The sequence below is a fragment of the Deltaproteobacteria bacterium genome (assembly GCA_016235345.1).
Lineage (GTDB): Bacteria > Desulfobacterota > Desulfobacteria > Desulfobacterales > Desulfatibacillaceae > JACRLG01.
On sequence record JACRLG010000028.1, the window covers coordinates 366323 to 383290 of the forward strand.

The 16968-nt window shown below is 54.7% G+C and carries 15 protein-coding genes and 1 pseudogene; 7 read left to right on the plus strand and 9 right to left on the minus strand.

The features are described from left to right. Nucleotides 1-130: 130 nt before the first annotated feature. From HZB23_15280 to HZB23_15290, 3 genes are all read left to right on the plus strand, one after another. Nucleotides 131-658 carry a hypothetical protein gene (locus tag HZB23_15280; protein ID MBI5846021.1) on the plus strand — a complete coding sequence of 176 codons (528 nt, stop codon included), beginning with the start codon at nt 131-133 and terminating at the stop codon, nt 656-658. A 91-nt stretch (nt 659-749) separates the two neighbouring features. After that, nucleotides 750-947, plus strand: coding sequence for a hypothetical protein (locus HZB23_15285; GenBank protein ID MBI5846022.1), 198 nt, complete (start codon nt 750-752; stop codon nt 945-947). Between the two features lie 3 nt (nt 948-950). Further along, entirely contained in the window at nt 951-1943 is a 993-nt protein-coding gene (locus tag HZB23_15290) for a metal-dependent hydrolase (protein ID MBI5846023.1), read from the plus strand. A gap of 28 nt (nt 1944-1971) precedes the next feature. Here the strand turns inward: HZB23_15290 and HZB23_15295 are convergent, their stop codons facing one another. The 3 genes from HZB23_15295 to HZB23_15305 all read right to left on the minus strand — a co-directional run bounded on the left by HZB23_15295 (nt 1972) and on the right by HZB23_15305 (nt 5235). Next, nucleotides 1972-2799, minus strand: coding sequence for a putative phage abortive infection protein (locus tag HZB23_15295; protein MBI5846024.1), 828 nt, complete (start codon nt 2797-2799; stop codon nt 1972-1974). 397 nt (nt 2800-3196) lie between these two features. After that, nucleotides 3197-4612, minus strand: coding sequence for a hydroxylamine oxidoreductase (locus HZB23_15300; protein MBI5846025.1), 1416 nt, complete (start codon nt 4610-4612; stop codon nt 3197-3199). A 44-nt stretch (nt 4613-4656) separates the two neighbouring features. After that, entirely contained in the window at nt 4657-5235 is a 579-nt protein-coding gene (locus tag HZB23_15305) for a NapC/NirT family cytochrome c (GenBank protein MBI5846026.1), read from the minus strand. 133 nt (nt 5236-5368) lie between these two features. Between HZB23_15305 and rsmG the strand changes: the two genes are divergently transcribed. Continuing rightward, nucleotides 5369-6025 (plus strand): 16S rRNA (guanine(527)-N(7))-methyltransferase RsmG, encoded by a 657-nt coding sequence (gene rsmG, locus HZB23_15310; GenBank protein MBI5846027.1) that lies wholly within the window; start codon nt 5369-5371, stop codon nt 6023-6025. Nucleotides 6026-6145: 120 nt separating this feature from the next. Here the strand turns inward: rsmG and HZB23_15315 are convergent, their stop codons facing one another. Further along, nucleotides 6146-7021 carry a DUF2520 domain-containing protein gene (locus HZB23_15315; protein ID MBI5846028.1) on the minus strand — a complete coding sequence of 292 codons (876 nt, stop codon included), beginning with the start codon at nt 7019-7021 and terminating at the stop codon, nt 6146-6148. 186 nt (nt 7022-7207) lie between these two features. Beyond that, nucleotides 7208-8005: a 3-methyl-2-oxobutanoate hydroxymethyltransferase gene (gene panB / locus HZB23_15320; GenBank protein ID MBI5846029.1), complete on the minus strand. Its 798-nt coding sequence runs from the start codon at nt 8003-8005 to the stop codon at nt 7208-7210. 795 nt (nt 8006-8800) lie between these two features. Between panB and HZB23_15325 the strand changes: the two genes are divergently transcribed. After that, nucleotides 8801-9778: a PAS domain S-box protein gene (locus HZB23_15325; protein ID MBI5846030.1), complete on the plus strand. Its 978-nt coding sequence runs from the start codon at nt 8801-8803 to the stop codon at nt 9776-9778. 435 nt (nt 9779-10213) lie between these two features. On the opposite strand, the pseudogene HZB23_15330 reads toward HZB23_15325, so the two are convergent. Further along, nucleotides 10214-10444: pseudogene (locus HZB23_15330) on the minus strand (transposase). An 88-nt stretch (nt 10445-10532) separates the two neighbouring features. Between HZB23_15330 and HZB23_15335 the strand changes: the two are divergent. After that, a complete protein-coding gene (locus HZB23_15335) occupies nt 10533-10679 on the plus strand; it encodes a hypothetical protein (GenBank protein ID MBI5846031.1) in 147 nt (48 codons plus the stop codon). Nucleotides 10680-10703: 24 nt separating this feature from the next. Beyond that, nucleotides 10704-11210, plus strand: coding sequence for a hypothetical protein (locus tag HZB23_15340; GenBank protein ID MBI5846032.1), 507 nt, complete (start codon nt 10704-10706; stop codon nt 11208-11210). Between the two features lie 955 nt (nt 11211-12165). On the opposite strand, the gene HZB23_15345 is transcribed toward HZB23_15340, so the two are convergent. The 3 genes from HZB23_15345 to HZB23_15355 form a co-directional block, all read right to left on the minus strand. Then, nucleotides 12166-14853, minus strand: coding sequence for a VWA domain-containing protein (locus tag HZB23_15345; GenBank protein MBI5846033.1), 2688 nt, complete (start codon nt 14851-14853; stop codon nt 12166-12168). Further along, complete coding sequence (locus HZB23_15350) at nt 14853-15548, minus strand: CbbQ/NirQ/NorQ/GpvN family protein (protein MBI5846034.1); 696 nt, start codon at nt 15546-15548, stop codon at nt 14853-14855. Before HZB23_15350 ends, HZB23_15345 begins: the two co-directional genes overlap by 1 nt. Nucleotides 15549-15871: 323 nt before the next feature. Continuing rightward, nucleotides 15872-16660: a dihydroorotate dehydrogenase electron transfer subunit gene (locus HZB23_15355; protein ID MBI5846035.1), complete on the minus strand. Its 789-nt coding sequence runs from the start codon at nt 16658-16660 to the stop codon at nt 15872-15874. Nucleotides 16661-16968 lie beyond the last annotated feature (308 nt).

Here is a 16968-nt window from a genome sequence, read left to right on the forward strand (position 1 = left end):
CGCTTGCTCATTGGCTTTTCGCCTTCCTTGCATTTCATCGTTTTTCTCCGGTCTTCGTGTCCGGCCTTTTTTGACGGACTGTAAAGGCTCTCATCATGAACAGGCTGCAACACCGGTTTAGGGGGGCGAGATGAAAGGGAAAGCGTATGAATTGCTGGAAAATCATAAGCTCGTCCTGGATGCCTTCGGCTTCTGGCCGTCATTTCACGACGCGGAAGTGTGTTGGCTGAGACTCGACAGAATGAAGGAAGGCGTGGGTGTTCATGGCGGCCCGGCCCTCGAGTTTGAACTTCATTTCTGGGAAACCACCGGAGAAGTGGATGAGGACGGATATTTTAGGCTCGTAAATCACAATCTGGTTCATTTCAGGTTTGAGGATGTCCGCGCCGTGGAACTTCTGGGCTTTAACCATCAGAACGCGATCTTTGAACTGAAAATCTCGGCGGAGCCTCAAAATGAAGAGGGAGTGACGCCTCTTAAAGTGGTTTTTGAGTCCTGCTACGGCTTGGGCGGGGAATTCAAGGCCTGTCGGGGAAGGGTCATGGCTGTCACTCCCTGCAATGAAAATGGAAATGATATCGGCAAAACCGCAGCGCCTCGCACTCCTTTGCCCCGGAGGCTGGTGGCCAGGCCATGCGGCGATCCGACGGAGAAATGAGATTCCCCTTTAAAGGCTGCGCTTTTCTTTTATCCTTGAGCCTTTCCCGTAACACGGGTTAAGATGGCGAAAACGGGAAAGGGCTGCGGCCATGGGGGTCTCAAGAAAAAAAAAGGGGGCAGGGGAGGAGCGCCCCTGGCGGGAGGGCTTCCGCTGGTGCGAGAAGCAGGGCCGGTACGTGGCCGTGAAGGTCTGCGAAAACCAGGCCAGGCGCGAAAAGCGCTGCCGGCTGTGCTATGGCGCTTATCTGCAGATTCCGCTCCCCTTTCCCGGAATAAAGGCGAATTAGCCCGTGGACACCATGACGCAGGGCCTTTTGGGGGCCGTGGCCGCCGCCTCGCTTGCGAAAAAGGGCGAAACGGCAAGGGCCGTGGTGGCGGGAGGCGTGGCCGGAGCCCTGGCGGACAGCGACGTTTTCTGGGCCGGGCTCGATCCTGGGGTGACCGGGCTTCTGCTCCACAGGCATTTCACCCACGCCCTGGCCTTCATCCCTTTAGGCGCGCTCGCGGCGCTCATCCTTTCAAAAATTTTCGTGCGAAGGCTCGCTTTCAAGCGGCTTTTTCTCTTTTGCCTCGCCGCCTACGCAACCCACGCCATACTCGACTGCTGCACAAGCTACGGCACCCCGTATTTCATGCCTTTTACCGACAGGCGCATAGCCTGGGACTTCGTATCCATAATCGACCCCCTGGTCTCCGGGCCGCTTTTTCTGCTGATGGCGGGCGCGTTTTTCCTGGACCGGCGAAGGCTGGCCGCCGCCGGTCTCGTCTGGTGCGTCCTCTACATCGGCGTTCTGGGGGTTTCCGCCCATCACCTCGCCATGACCGAGGCCCGCGCAAGGGCCTCCGCCCGTGGGGACAGGGTGGAGCGCATCCGGGTCCTTCCCTCCCTGGGAAACCTCCTCCTGTGGCGGAGCATCTGCGAGACGGGCGGGGAAATCCAGATAGACGCCGTGCGCCTCACCTTTTCCGGCCCCAACCGCTTTTATCCCGGCCCGCGCGTAAAGGGCTTCGATCCGGCCCGCGACCTTCCGAACATTCCCAAGGACTCGCCCCTGGCCCGCGACCTTTTGCGGTTCGATCACTTTGCGGACGGCTGGCTGGCCCGCGACCCCCAAGACCCCGATTTTGTGGCGGACATGCGCTACGCGGCGATCCCCAACTCATCCGAGGCCCTGTGGGGAGTAAGGCTCGGCCCGCCCGGCGCGACCCCTGTCGTGGAGCACCGCCGCGACATCAGAAAGCGGCTTTTTTCGGAATTCTGGGACATGCTTTGGGGAGGGTGATGAGGGTAAATCATAACGTATCGCATTTTTATTGTTGTGAAAAAGCACTTGGCGCATAGAGATCTTTATGTGCCTGATCAATAAGCCTTACAAAGGGCATGTCTTTTAAAAGGCCATATTTTTCAATTAATGATTTAAAATTGATATTGCTGTGTGTGCTAAGTGCATAGTAAAATAATAATAATAGTTCTGGGCCGGTTAACTGTTCTATTATAAAATTAATATAAAAGTATTTATTTTTATTGTTTTTTGGGCATTCTATATCAATAAAATACATAATATTATATAAAGTTTTATAATAATAATTTATATTATATTTTGGATTTTCAAAAAGATGAATTAAAGCCTTATTGATTTTGTGTAAAAGCTCATTTGCTTTTTGTTCTTTTAATAACCTATCAAATTCATTAGATGCCTCATTAAACACATATGTTCCTCTCCTTATTTGGCCTCCAGCCACCATTTCAATTGATTGCAAAATTTCGTGATATAATTTTATCATTTGAAAACAAGTATTTTCAAATTTTTGAATATCCAATAAAGCATTATGTTTTTCAAGTTGTTCTTTTTGGCCTTTTAGTTCATCTCTTGTTGACTTCAATTCCTCTCTTTGTAACTTCAATTCCTCATTTTGAAGAATAATTGCAACTATTATACCAGCAAAAGCCAAACCAGAAAAAAGAGCATTCATACCATTAAAGATATCGTTAAATGTTATCCTTTGCCGCCTATTATAGAAAAAGTTATCTATAATTATTGGAGAAAATAACCAAAAAATAAATACAGCTATAAATATTGCTAAAATAAATATAACTTTGATACTTTTTTTTGATGACGTTTTTTCAATTATTTCCATGTAAGATTACTTCCTTCCATTAATATAGCTGGGAGTAAGGTTTAGTTCCATAAGTTTTAAAAACAACCAAGCGAAATAGAGAGGAAACATCCGTCACCCCGGCGAAGGCCGGGGTCCAGGAAAATGTTGCAAACGGCAAAAGACTGGATTCCGGCTTTCGCCGGAATGACGAAATTCGGACGATAGCCGTCCTGGAAGATGGAATCACATGACTCGCATGTAGCATAGCATTGTCAGCCGATATAGCGCAACAATGTGGTTTCGCTCAATATCTTGTGAAATATAAAGTGTTTTGGAAGGGGATAGGGAGGGGGCGCGGGGGAGGGAAAGGGGAGAACCTTTTATTCATAAAAGGTTCTCCCCTTTCCCTCCCCCGCAAGTCTTTCAAGCCCTGATCTTACTTGGCCTTGGCTCCGAAGACCTCAGGCGGTTTTTCGGTGCTTCCGGTGGCGTTGGGGTAGTCTTTGAACGGGACTTTTTCGGCCTTGGTGTTGGTGGCAATCATGCGCTTCGCCTCGGCCATGAAGCTGTTATAGCGTTTCTTGCACTCGTAGAAGCCGTGCCACCAGGAGTAGTCCGGGGCCATCATGGCCGCGCCCATTCTGGAGCGGCGTCCCTCGTGGTGCCACAGCTCGTAGAACTCCACCTCAAGGGCCTCGTCGAAGAACCTGGTCTTGTCCAGAAGGCCCTTTTTATAGAGGAGTTCCTTCATTTCATTGGCCGGGGCGTAGTAGACCGAGTCGTATTCAGCCACCACCGCGTCCAGCTTGGCGTAGTGGCCGTCGGTCCAAGCCTGGCCGTGGCATTGCAGGCAGACGGCCTTCATCTTGCTTCTTTCGGCCTGCCAGTTCGTCTTGGCCGGGAAGGCGGCGAATTCTTCGGGTCGCACGGTCTTGGGGGCCTGTAGCTCCCAGGAGAGGCGCTCGGTTACGTCGTGGGTGGTGATGACCTCGCCCGATCCGCTCATGTGGCAGGCGGCGCAGGTGGGGGCGCGGTAGTCAACTCCGGGCGACCAGGTTCCGGGCGCGGCCTCCCAGTTGTACTTGTCGCCGAAGGAGGACGTTATGTCGCCGTGCTTGGATTCCGTGTAGATTTCTATCTGGGGATGGTCGGGGCCAAGATGGCACTGGCCGCAGGCTTCGGGTTTTCTGGCCTCCATCACGGAAAACCTGTGGCGGGTGTGGCAGCTTGTGCAGGAGCCAAGGCTTCCGTCCATGTTGACGCGGCCCACGCCCACGTTGGGCCATGTTTTGGGGTCCATCTTGCCGTTTTGGGCCTTTAGGACCGTTCCGTGGCAGTGCAGGCACCCGGCTTCACGCTCGGTGTCGGAGTTCATGCCGTCCTGGAGCCACTTGTCGATCTTCCAGATGATCTCGGTGGTGTTGGCGTGCTTGCTCCGCCCGTACTGGATCACTTCATCGGGGTGGCAGCGGCTGCAGTCCTTGGGGGTCACCACCGCCGACACCGGGGTCTTGTATTCGGGCATGGCCCAGGTGGAGTCGTTTCTGCGGTACTGCTTGTCGTGTTCGGCTGAAACGTCGGGGTCCGTGGACTCGGCCTGGTGGCAGTCCAGGCAGGTGACGTTGGCCGAGGCGTGGCGGCTTGCGGCCCAGTCGGCGAATACGCCCGGCATCTCCTTTTTGTGGCACTGGATGCAGGCCTGGGCCTGGACCGACATGGACCGCTCGATGCGGAACTCCTTGGCCCTGGCCGCGTTGGGGGCCGAAATCACGCCCTGGGGCTCGGCAAATGCGAATATGGCCACGAAGATGAGGGCCGTTACGGCCAGAAGGGCGATTTTCCTCCTGGGCATGGCCGCGCCGGGCCGGACGGTTTTTTCTGATTCAGGATTTCGATTCATTTCGACTCCTTGCCTTTTACCGGGCTGTATCCCGGCGCTCTGTACGGGCCTTCGTGAACCCTGTATCGAATACGGTCGCTTTTTACGTGAACAAGGTTATAATGGCAGTCCACGCACTTTTTCTCGTAGCCTTTGCGGGGATAGAGCACCGACCGGTGGGCCAGGAGGGCCCCACGCTTGTCGGGAATGCCCAAAAGGTTCCTGTGGCATTTCTGGCACTGGGCGTTTTTGAAGGAGGCGTAGGCGTGCCTGCGATTTTCGGCCCGGTCGTAGGGCTTGCCGGATATATGGGCGAAAACGTCCTTTGCGCCGTGCAGGGTCTTCATGAAGAAAAAATTCATGGTGTCCTGGGGCGCGGGCAGGTGGCAGTCCATGCAGTCGGCCACTATCCCGTGGGTGTTGTTGACGTGGGTGGATTTTTTCCAGTCCTCCCAGGCCGGAACGATCTCGTGGCAGCTTGAGCAGAAACCGGGCGTGGACGTGCGAACCATTGTGTAGTATGCTAATGAAAAGACGGGGAAGCCGAGAACGAGACCGGCGAAAAGCGCAAGCGCCAAGAGGGCGTTTCGTTTCATGGTGTCTCCGTAAGTGCGGAAACGGCTGGTTTTGCAAGACTTAAAAAACCAATAGAAAATTAACAACTGCCTTGTCAAGAATACTTTTTTACGGTCCCCGGTTCCTTGAAGGGCCATGTTTGAAGAACGGAGAATGAAATTGGACGTAAGCGACGGAAAATGGGGCGAAATCATACTGGAATGCTGTGAAAGCCTGGGTGTTGCGGCAAAAGAGGAGCACCTGGCGATTTTCAGGATTCACGCGGCGCTTTTGCTGGAATGGGCCGGAAAAATGAATTTAACAGCCGCCACGGACCCCGAACAGATAGCCAAAAGGCACTTTGCCGACAGCCTGGCCCTTTTGCCGCACCTTCCCAAAAAAGCAAAAACCCTGGTGGACATCGGAAGCGGGGCCGGCTTTCCGGGGCTTCCCGTAAAGGTAGTCCGGCCCGATCTTATTGTCACCCTGGTGGATTCAGCCCGAAAAAAGGTGAGCTTCCAGAAGGCCGCCATAAGGGCCGCCGGGCTTTCCGGGATTGAGGCCATAGAAGACCGGGCCGAGAACCTGGCCAAGTCCGGGCGGAAGTTCGACGTGGTGTGCGCAAGGGCCGTCTCGGAGTTGAGCCTTCTGTGGGGCCTGGCCGAGCCCCTGCTTTCCCAGGGCGGGGTGCTCCTGGCCCTCAAAGGCAAAAACGCCAGGGCCGAGGCCGACGCCCTTTGCAACAAAACCGGCTTCAGATGCGTGCTTTTTCCCTACGTTCTTCCGGGAACCAATGTTTTGCGCCACGTGGTGATGGTGGAGGGGGATTAGGGAGATTATCCGCAACTTGTCCTTACGAAAAGGATGAATTCACGCAAAATAGTCCTTTTCGGAAGGACGCTTTTGATCAGGCCGGGCTTTTCATGAAGGCCGCCCGGCCCGTATTTTCGATCAATCCTTCAAAAGCTCGGCAAGCCTGTTCGCAGTCTCTTCGGAAAGCCCCCCCTTTTTCACAGCCAAAGGCACGGTGTGCGCCCCCAGGCGTTTGTAGAGGGGCAGAAGCTCCGGGGTCAGGGCCTCGATTTCCGCAAGATGGCGCTCCACGGTGGAGACGTCCCCTCGCGCTATGGGGCCTGTGAGGGCCATTGGGATGCCCTTTTCCCGGATGTTGGAGAGCGTCCCCTGGATCAAGGGGTAAAGCCCCTGAAGGGACTGCTCCGGCGTGATTTCAGCGGCCTCGTTGAAGGTGAAGGCCATGTGAAGGAGCGTGACGAGATAGTTGGAGGCCGTGACCGCCGCCGCGTGATACAGGGCCTTGGCCTTGGGGTTCACCCTGGCGTGATGCGCTCCCAGGTCAGCCGCCACCTGCCGGGCCGGAACCAGGGCCTCCGGGTCCCCCTCCACGGTCACCAGTATCCCGGAAAACAGGTTAACCCCCGGCCTTGCCCCGGCGAAGCTCTGCATTGGGTGGAGCGAGCCCGCGAAGGCCCCTTTTTTCCGCGCGCTGTCAAGAATTTCGGATGATAGCGCGCCGCTGGAGTGGAGGACCACCGAGCCCGGCGTGAAGCCTCCGTTTTCCGCGATGGCCCGGCACACCGGCTCCACCGCATCGTCCGGGGTGGTGAGGAATATCAGGTCGGCCTTTTGGGTGATCTCCCAGGGCCTTGTGGAGAAGGCCTCGGTTTCAAGCTCTTGGGCCACCCTTTGGGCCGATGAAAGGCTTTTGCTGGCAACCCCGGCCACGGGGTAGCCGGCCTGGAACAGGAGCCTTCCCAGGGCCATCCCAAGGGTGCCGCAGCCCACGATGGCGAAAGAGGGTTTTCCCATTGCTGCGTCCTCCGGTTGAGAAATCACTTTTTAAGGCCGTGAATAATTTTATACAGGGCAAGGCATTCCTGGGAGCGCGGGCGTCCCGCCCGCTATTTACGGCAAAAGCGGGCGGGACGCCCGCGCTCCCAGGAAAGAAGTTCCTTTTGCCGCTTTCGCTCAACCTGAAAATTGTTAAGAGTCGCGTTACTTCTTGAAGGTATGCTCCGGTCCCGGAAATCCGCCTTTTTCCACTTCCTCGCGGTAGAGGGCCAGGGCCTCGCGGGCGGACTTTGCAAGCTCGGCGTAGCGCTTGGCGAACTTGGGAACATGGCCCTCGTTCAGGCCCAGAAGATCGTGCAGAACCAGAATCTGGCCGTCGCAGTCGATTCCCGCCCCTATTCCTATGGTGGGTATGGGGATGGACTCGGTGATCTTTTTGCTGATGGGAGCCGGGATGCCCTCCAGGACCACCGAGAAGGCCCCGGCCTCGCAGACCCTGCGGGCGTCGTCCAGGAGCCTCTCCTCCTCCCGCTGGACCTTGTAGCCTCCCATTGCATGCACGCTCTGGGGGGTGAGCCCTATGTGGGCCTGGACCGGGATTCCGGCGTCGCGTATTGCCCTTATGGTGTCGCAAACCGCCGCCCCGCCCTCCAGCTTCACTGCCGCCGCCCCGGCCTCCTTGAGGAAGCGCCCGGCGTTCCGAACGGCCTCTTCGCGGCTCGCCTGATAGCTCATGAAGGGCATGTCGCCCACCACCAGCGCCCTCTTTGCGGCCTTGGACACGATCTGCGTGTGATAGATCATCTGGTCCATCGTAACGGGCAGGGTGGATGTCTCCCCCTGCACCACCATGCCAACGGAATCCCCCACCAGTATCAGGTCGATGCCGCTTTCGTCCGCCATGCGGGCAAAGGGGAAATCATAGGCCGTGATGCAGCTTATTTTGGCCCCGCTCTTTTTTTTGTCCGCCAGAACGGTAATGGTGACCTTTTCCGCTTCCATTTTCCGCCTCCTTGTAATTGCCCAATAGAGTCAAAAAGGCTTCCCGCCCGGACATAACCGCCAAAACGCCTGTTTTACAGCCGGGGGATGCAAATCACCTATCCATATTTTTTCCCGGATGACAAGCAGTCTTTGAACGACGCCCGTTTTGGGCCAACTTTGGTTATTGTTCATTCCACCAACCCCTGATAGTGTTACAGGGCATCTCATACCTGATAAAAATTATCAATAGCGCCAATTTAAAGGGCTTCCCAATAATCCATGCAACGCGCATACAAGGATGTGACATCATTTTTACTGTAATATTTCACAAATATTATGTCAAAATTGATGTTATCAGACTTTTAGCTAGTATTAAAAACCAGAAAAATTACAGCCCACCTGATGAAAGATTGACAACTGGAATTAAGTCGGGTATTTTTACTGTCATTAGGTGTGCTTATTTGTAACTGTGCGCCTGAAAAATATGATATGCTGTACACGACGGCGGCGCAAAATCATCACGGCGTTCGAAATGACCCTCATCCTGCGGTGGGCCGTATTTAGAGAGCCCCGGCATGTGGTGGGGCACAGGGCCTTCAGGATTTCTTGGGGCGGGGGATATTCAGCCCTTGATTCCTGGCGCGCTATCATGTATCGGTTTTGACCTGCTTTATGCAAACGTCTGGGGAAAAGCCTGAAAGGAGCAGTGTCCTTGGGGCTTAACGGGGGTTCTCCATGACGGCCGTCCCCGAATACCGTTGCACCTGTGCCCGGCGCTTTGGCCGGAAAAGCGTAAAAAGGAGTGATTTCATCATGCCCAGAAGATCTGCCTTGGAAATGTCGAAAAAGTCAGGGGAATTTTCAGGAGACGAGGCGTCCTTGCGCAAGAACGCCGATCTGGCGAAGGTCAACCAGCGCCTGGAGCAGGACCTTTCGCGCTGCAGGCAGACCGAAGAGGCCCTCCGGTCCACCGAGGACAAGCTCACCAAGAGCTTCATGGCCTTTCCCGACCCCGCCATTCTCTTCGCCCTGGACGGCGGACGCCTTCTCATGGCCAACAACGCTTTTTTCCGCGCAATGGGCAAGGAGCCGGAAGACCTTCTGGGAAAGGGCCTTGCCGACATCGCCCTCTGGAAAAACAACGAAGAGCGCAAACATGCCCTGGACGGTCTCAAGCGCGAAAAAAAGGTGAAAAACCTCGAATTCACGGCCCCCTTCAGGGGCGAGGACCGGGCCTTCCTCTTTTCCGGCGAGGTCATCCATCTCCACGGCGAGCCCCACGTGGTGGCCACCATAAAGGAAGTGGCCGAGGTGCGCCGGGCGGTCAACACCCTTGCAGACAAAGAGGTCGAGCTTGAAGTGAAGGTGCGCCAACTCCAGGAGGTCAACGAGGCCCTAAGGCAGATTCTGGCCCAGAACAAGGAGGACGGCAAGAAGTTCGAGCAGCGCATAGTGGCCAACGTGGAAGACCTGGTCCTGCCGTACGTCAGGCGTCTCAAGGGCACTTCGCTCGACGTCGATCAGAAGGTCTACGTGAACGTCATAGAGTCGAACCTCTCCGAACTCGTCGCCCCCTTCATGCGCCAGATCGGCAACAAGCACGCCAACCTCACCCCCCGCGAGATCGAGGTGGCCAACATGGTGCGCATGGGCGCGTCCTCAAAGGAAATCTCCAAGCTCCTTGACATCAGCAAGCGCGCCGTGGAGTTCCACCGGGACAGCCTTCGCAAGAAGCTGAACCTGAAGAAGAGCAAGCGCAACCTGCGGGCTTATCTGGCTTCGATAGGATAGGCTGTCCACAAACGCGAACTGCTGTGTCAAACTTCACAGGGCGGGGCGGAATGTACGAAAAGTACTATTCCTTCCCGCCCTGTTCGTTTTCCTTGCATTTCATCGTTTGGGTCAGCCTAATACGGGGCGGCATTTGACTGAGTGCAACAGTTTGGAATTTTTGGATTTGTGGCTTGCGACCGGCTGATTCGGGGACGAAGGAAAAAATAGGACGCGGGATGAACGGCAAGGCTCTCCGGTCATCCCGCGTTTTTGTTTTGCACTTCGCAGGAATTGACCTTGGCAGGCATTTGATGTAACTTGAACCACACGATGCAGGCCATGTTTTCGGTTGAAAAAGGGCGGGTTGCGGGCGGTTGATGAAATGAGACAGGCGGCTTTTGTCACCGGGATTTCGGTGATGGAGTGGCCGAGTTTTGCGCGCCATTTGTAGCAGGCCAAGAGCAGGATCGTGATCATTGCTATCCAGATTTGCGTCAGAACCGCGTTTTTGCTGGTTCCGAGAAAACTTTTGATCTTGAGGTTCTGCTTGATCCACTTGGAGAAAAGCTCCGCCTGCCAGCGTTGTTTGTAAATGTCCGCCATGGTTTTGGCGCAAAGGCGGAAAATATTGGTAAGAAAAACATAGTGTTTGCCGGTCTTCGGGTCCCTGTAGCCCACCCGGCGGCAGGCAAAGCGTGCGCGCGATTTCGATATCGCTTGTTTTGGCGTCGGTGACATCTAAGAAGGCCGGGATAAGGCCGTCACCCGCGAGGTGCTCTTCGCCTGCCGGGTAATGGGCATAAGGGTGCTGGATCACCTGGTGATCGGAGCCAACCGCTACTTTTCCTTCTCCGAGGACGGCGAGATTTTCAGGCTGGACACGGAATTCGACAAGGCCGCAGTCCCCAGGGGCATATGAAGCAGTTTTGGAGAGCAACAAAAGATGGATGAAATTAAATATGAAATTATAACTGCGTATTTATTTATTTTTGGATCAATTTTTATTATAACATTAGGTTTTTATCTACTCACTATGAATAGTTTGGATATTATATCTTACCATGATAAGTCAGAAAAATTCCAACATATCAAAGTTTATGACATACAAGTTGTTGAAAAATATTATATTCCAAATACATCATCTAATTATGAATATATATTTATTACAAGATATAAAAATAAGAATATCGCATTGCTTTCAAACAAAACTTTTAAGTCGAAAATGCTTATAAAGCGTACTGAAAATTTAGACGGCATGGCCGCTCAATTATTGAATGAATTTTCAGGGTCCAATAAACATGATAATATTGAGTCGTATGAGTATATTAATAATATTATTTTATATTTTATTTTTAAATATTTAATGAGTACTTTTATAATTTTGTTTGGCGGTTTATTTGCAATCACTGGTCGTGCAGTTATAAAAAAATATAGTTATTATATTCTTTAACTACATTGCAATTTTTTAAGGCGAAAAGACTACGCCTATTCGTGGAATTCGATAAAGCGGCAGTCCCCAGGGGCGCATGAAACTTACGTTGTCTTATCGGCTAAAATCAAAGCCCTCGTCGCCGTATGACTTGGCGACGAGGGCTTTAAGTTTAAGTGGTTAACGATCTTTCACTACGAACCGCCAAGCTTTAAGGCCGTAATGGGCCGCAATCATAAGCTTGCCGGTGTGCGGGTTCCTGTACTTGGCGACATAAATCACCTTAAAGCCAGGTTTACACTCATGCTTTAACATACATAGGCACCTCCTTTCTGTTGGAGGCCCTGCTTGACAAAACCGCAAAAAGTGTTTTATTCTTTTTGCGCTGTTGGTTTTGTGATCCCCGGGCGCTCCATCGTTTTGGGGGACCAAAGGGTCTTCAGGTGCCAGCCTGGAGACCCTTTCTTTATTTTTGAAGTTTATTGTTTTTTTTATAAATTTTAAAGTTAAAAGTATAATTAAGGGCGGTAGATTTGGAGATAAGTGAGTTAACTATTTGAAATTACTCTTATTTTCATGTCATATTCTGTCAGTGGGTTATCACATTTTTAAGTTGCCTCTGGTCTAATTTTGTCCCCCCCCCCATAGTAATGGGGGTGTTGAAAGTAACCATACCAACATTTAGATTTTTGTCAAGTTTGTGAAATTAAATGACATTAATCAGCGAATTATTTTCTTAAAAACACAACAAAACAACCTGTTACGCTTAAACTCCGTGCGTTCACACACATTTGGTGGAGTATCTCACGCTAAGTTCAAATGATATTTTTTGTAACTTTTGAAATATTTGCTATAGCGGTTATTGTAAAACCTCCCGAAATTGCAAATTTAGCGTAGGTTGGGTGGTTCTGCGCGAAGCGCAAGTTCACCCAACCTACGCGAGGTTTTGCAATTACCTCTATAATAAAAAAATTTTTTACCGCGTCAGTCTTCTGTACAACCCCACCAGCTTTTCAGGCAGATCGGTTACATCGGAAATGAGGGTGTGGCCGACTTCGCCGTAGATTTCATCCAGGCGGGCGGCGTCGGAGAGGTTCACCGTAACGGCGTGGACGGCGATGTTTTTGGCTTTCGCCTCCCTTATGGACCTCCGGGTGTCGGCTATGGCGTAATTTCCTTTGTATTCCAGGTCGTTGGGAAATCCATCCGATAAGATTATGAGTAGCTTCACCCGGTTCTGGCGGGCCGCAAGCATGGCCGAAGCGTGGCGCACAGCCGCGCCCATGCGGGTGTTGCGGGAAGGCGTAAGATTCGACAAACGGCCCTTCACGTCATCCGTCACGCCCTCGCCGAAATCCTTCACCGTAAGATAATCCACCCTAAGCCGCCCGGCCCCGGAAAAGGCCGCAAGGCTGAACTCGTCGCCCACGGAGGTGAGGGCCTCGCAGAAAAGCACCAGGGCCTCTTTTTCCACGTCCAGCACGGTCTGAAATCCGCCCGGAACCACGTTCCCGGTTGAGCGGGAAACGTCGGCCAAGAGGAGCACCGACACCTCGCGGAGCTTCCGCACCCTTCGTGTGTAGATTCGCTCCCTTGGAACCCGCCCGGCCCTTCGCTCCACCACGTGCTCCACAACCGAGGTGAGGGAAAGATCATCGCCGTCCGGCACCCTTCGCAGAAGAACAAGGCCCTGTGGCTTCAACATCTCGAAATTCTTGCGTATTCCGGTTAGAAGCCCGCTGCGTTTGACCAAAACGTCCGAATAAAGGGACACATCGCCTGCCGCAGGGCTTAGGGCCGCCACCCGGCAGTGATCCGGCAGAAGGTCGGCCAAATCCTCGTCCCACTCAGGATAGCGGAAGACGGCGGCCCCGTCCGGCGCATCATCGCATGTTGCGCTGGGCCTGTCGTCAAGGCCAAGCTCTTTGGCTGCGGCGTCGCAGGCGGCGGGGTCGGGAACCAGCTTTGCCAGCTCCTCTTTAGAGAGATTTCCGCCGTTTTCGCCAAGAAGGGCGGCGAGCTTTTTCCGGTAGACGTCAATGCCCAACTCCGCCAGCTTTTGGCGCAGAAGCTCCGCCTTGCGGCAGTTTTCCGTCCAGGCCAGCCGGGGATAAACGGCCCGCCCGAAGGGAACCGCAAGGGCGGGCGCGTCTTCTTCCGGGCTTATCGCCAAAAACTTCTCCCAATCGGGATAAAGACGGGCCGCCAGAAGGGCCGAATCCTCCACCGAAAAGGATTCCCGTCGGCAGGCATCGCCAAACATGGCTATGGAGCGTGAAAGGGGATCATCTTCCGCTGAAAATTCCGGCGCATCCCCCAAGGCCAGAACCCGGTAGAGCCGGTCCAGGGCCGTGGGGGGCCTGTCCGAAACGGCCCCTGCGTATTTGCGCAAAAGCTCGAAGGAGGTCTTTTCCATGCCCGGATAGCGGCGAAGGAGCAAAAACCGGATACGGGCGTGCTCGAAAATAGTAAAAAGGCCCCTGATAAGGAGGGGATTGGCAAAAACCGCGAAAAACCGGTCAAGGTCGGGCTCGGTGGCAAGCCCAGTGCGGATTTCAAGGCCGATTCCCGCGTTTTTGGCGTAAAAATTATAAATTCCGGCATCGAAATCGTAAGTCTCAAACTCAATCAGGCCCGCCTCAACCCTCGCCAAGGCCTTGTAGAGCGAGAGATTTTCCAATGGATTTGGCCCTATGTCCATTTCCTCCATGAAAAAAAGGCCGCTTCCGTCGTTTGTTACGCTCACTTCCCGTGGCAACGCCGACAAATCCCCGGCGGAAAGCGCCGACAGCCCCTTTACAGGAACCACCCGGCCAAGCCGGGCGCGCAAATACCGGGCCAAATCCTGCCGCGCCCGCGAAAGGGGAACCGACGTGGAAAGGCTCGCCGCCAGATTTCTTGCGTCAAAGGTTTCCAGGGCGAAAAATTTGAGGCCCGCTTCCGCGTTTCGCCCGTAGAGGTCAAGCGCCTCAGTCACGAAACGGTCAAGGCCATCCGGGCCAAGTATGGAAAGGCCCCTTGTGAGGCCGTCGGCAAAGGCCGGGGGAATTTTGGCCGAGGCCTGCGCAGCCTTCTCCCATGATGAAAACTGAAAGGCCCTTCTTCGGGGCAGGAGATTTTTCGCGGCGTATGGAAGAATCTGGGTGAGTTCGAGTGTTTGATGATAAGTGAGGGTGCGCCCGAAGGCTGTTGAAAGAAGGCGGCAAAAGGCGGATGCCGCCTTTAAGTCACCGTCTTCCATCAGAAAAACAAGGCCCTCCACGGGCCGGGCCAGGGCGTGGGCCCCCTGGCGGTTCATGGCGATGACCGCCCTGATGAAAAGGGACAGAAGGCGAAAATCCCCGGCGGCAAGAATGAACGAGGCCCCGGAGGCCACGGCGGCTGCCAGGGTGGAGCCTTTTTTGGCGAAGCCCCGGACCAGCCTGACGTAGAGGAAAAACGCCCGATCCGGTTCCGAAAGAGCCAGCCTTGCAAGCCCTTCGGTGTAAAGCCTGCCGAAACGGCGCTCGGAAAGAAGAGCACTAGCAGCCTCTTCGGCGATAAGGGCCAGCCGGTCTTCGGGAACGGTCCGCCCGGAAAGCATGGCGCAGGCGGCGCGGAAGACCTCCAGGTCAATCTGCCTTAACGGTTCAAGTGGGGCAAATTCGGAAGGGCCGTCCTGCATCAGAAAACGTCGTCTATAAGATCGTTCATGGTGGCGATGAGCCCGGCCTCGTCGGAAAGCGGCCCGGCAACCGCCGCCCGGCAGGCGGCCCTGGCCGACACCCCGCCCGCCATGAGCTTCGCCGCGTGGATCAGAAGCCGGGTGCTGGCCCCTTCCGCAAGGCCGGAATCGCGCATGGAGCGGATTTTGCCCCCAAGCGCCACAAGTTTTTCCGCCGTCTCAGGAGCAATGCCGCCCTCGTGGGCCACTATCACCGTTTCCTTGTCAGGGGCTGGATACGAAAAATTGATGGCGGCGAATCTCTGGCGGGTGCTTGGTTTCAGGTCCTTCATCACCGACTGGTAGCCGGGGTTGTAGCTGATGACCAGCAGAAAATCCGGGTGGGCCGGGACAGCCTCGCCCTTTTTTTCGATGAAAAGGGTGCGCCGGTCGTCGGCGAGCGGGTGGAGCACCACCGTGGTGTCCTTGCGGGCCTCCACTATCTCGTCCAGGTAGCAGATTGCCCCACAGCGAACGGCGCGGGAAAGGGGGCCGTCGGACCACACAGTCTCGTCGTTTATAAGGAGATAGCGACCAAGGAGGTCGGAGGCGAAAAGGTCCTCGTGGCAGGCGACGGTGATGAGGGGCCTTTGAAGGCGATGGGCCATGGCCTCCACGAACCGGGTCTTGCCGCAGCCCGTGGGGCCGGTGAGCATGAGGGGAATTCGTTTTTCGTAGGCGGCGGAAAAAAGCTCCACCTCGTCGGCCACCGGCAGATAATAGGGTTCGCGGTCCGGGCTTATACCTGCCTGTCCGTTGCTTTCGTCAAAATCAGTCACGGCGTCTCTTTCCTTGCGTCATACCATTCCCTGTCGTAACCACAAGAGGCGATACCCTCTTTTGAAGGAGGTATCGCCCATGTCACGACCGAAATCCAAATTTTATTATGGCGGCATCGAAGCATCTTGCTGAAATGGCAGCCCCCAGCTCTCCTTACCTGCATTTCATCTTTTTTTTTCAGGCTGTGAACCCCGGCGTTTTATGCGACTGGCCGGATTGGCGCGAGTTTTGACGCGTCCATGACCGGGCCGTCGGCGCAGACGTGGAAATGCCCGCCTTCGGGCCGGGGAAGGGCGCAGCCCAGGCAGGCTCCCATCCCGCAGGCCATGACGCTTTCGAGGCTTATTTCGCAGGGAACCTTGTTTGAAAGGCAGATGCGCGCCACGGCTTCCAGCATGGCGTGGGGGCCGCAGGCAAAGACCTTTTCGGGCGGATTGGGCGAGGCGAGATCATCTTCCAGAAGGCCCGTCACGAAACCGCAACAACCTTGGCTTCCGTCATCGGTTGCGATTCTCGTTTCAAAGCCAAGCGAAGAAAAAACATCGGCGCACAGGACGTCGGAACCAGTCCGGCCCCCAAGCAGCACCCGCCCCGAAATCCCCTTTCGGGCCAGGGCGCGGGCCAGAAATACCAGGGGGGCCGCCCCGATGCCGCCTCCCACGATTGAGACCGGGCCTTTCGGGTCAGAAAGGCCGAAGCCCTTTCCCAGCGGCCCCAGGACGTCGAGCAACTCCCCCGCCCGTTTTTCGGACAGAATCTCCGTGCCCCTCCCGACAACCTTGTAAAGAAGGGCGAAAGACCCGTCGGGAAAAACGTCGTGGATGGAAAAAGGCCTGCGCAAAAGGGGATCGAGCCCGTCCGAAACCCGCGCCATCACGAACTGGCCGGGCGCGGCCTTGCGGGCAAGCGCCGGAAAATGAAGCAGCGCGCGGAAAACTCCAGAGCCTTTAGGGGCGTTTTCGGCAATTTTGGCCCTGCCTTCGATCACGTTCCAAGTCTTCCCGGTTTTTTCATCTTTATCAGCCCGCTGAAAAAGGGTAAGCCTTCAGGGGGTATATTTATGTGTCCTAAAATTACACACTAGATTTTCTCGTTTTTCCGGGTTATCATTTGTTCATGATACCCAAACGCACATTTACTGAAGCAGCGTGGCAGCAGACTCCTCCCGAAGTCCGACAGGCGTATGAAGCCCTCGAACTGGAAGTCGCAAGGCAAGCCAAAGCACTTGTAGAAGCCAACAAGATGATCTGCATTCTGCTCGACCGGGTCACCGAAATTCTGGCGCAAAACAAACAA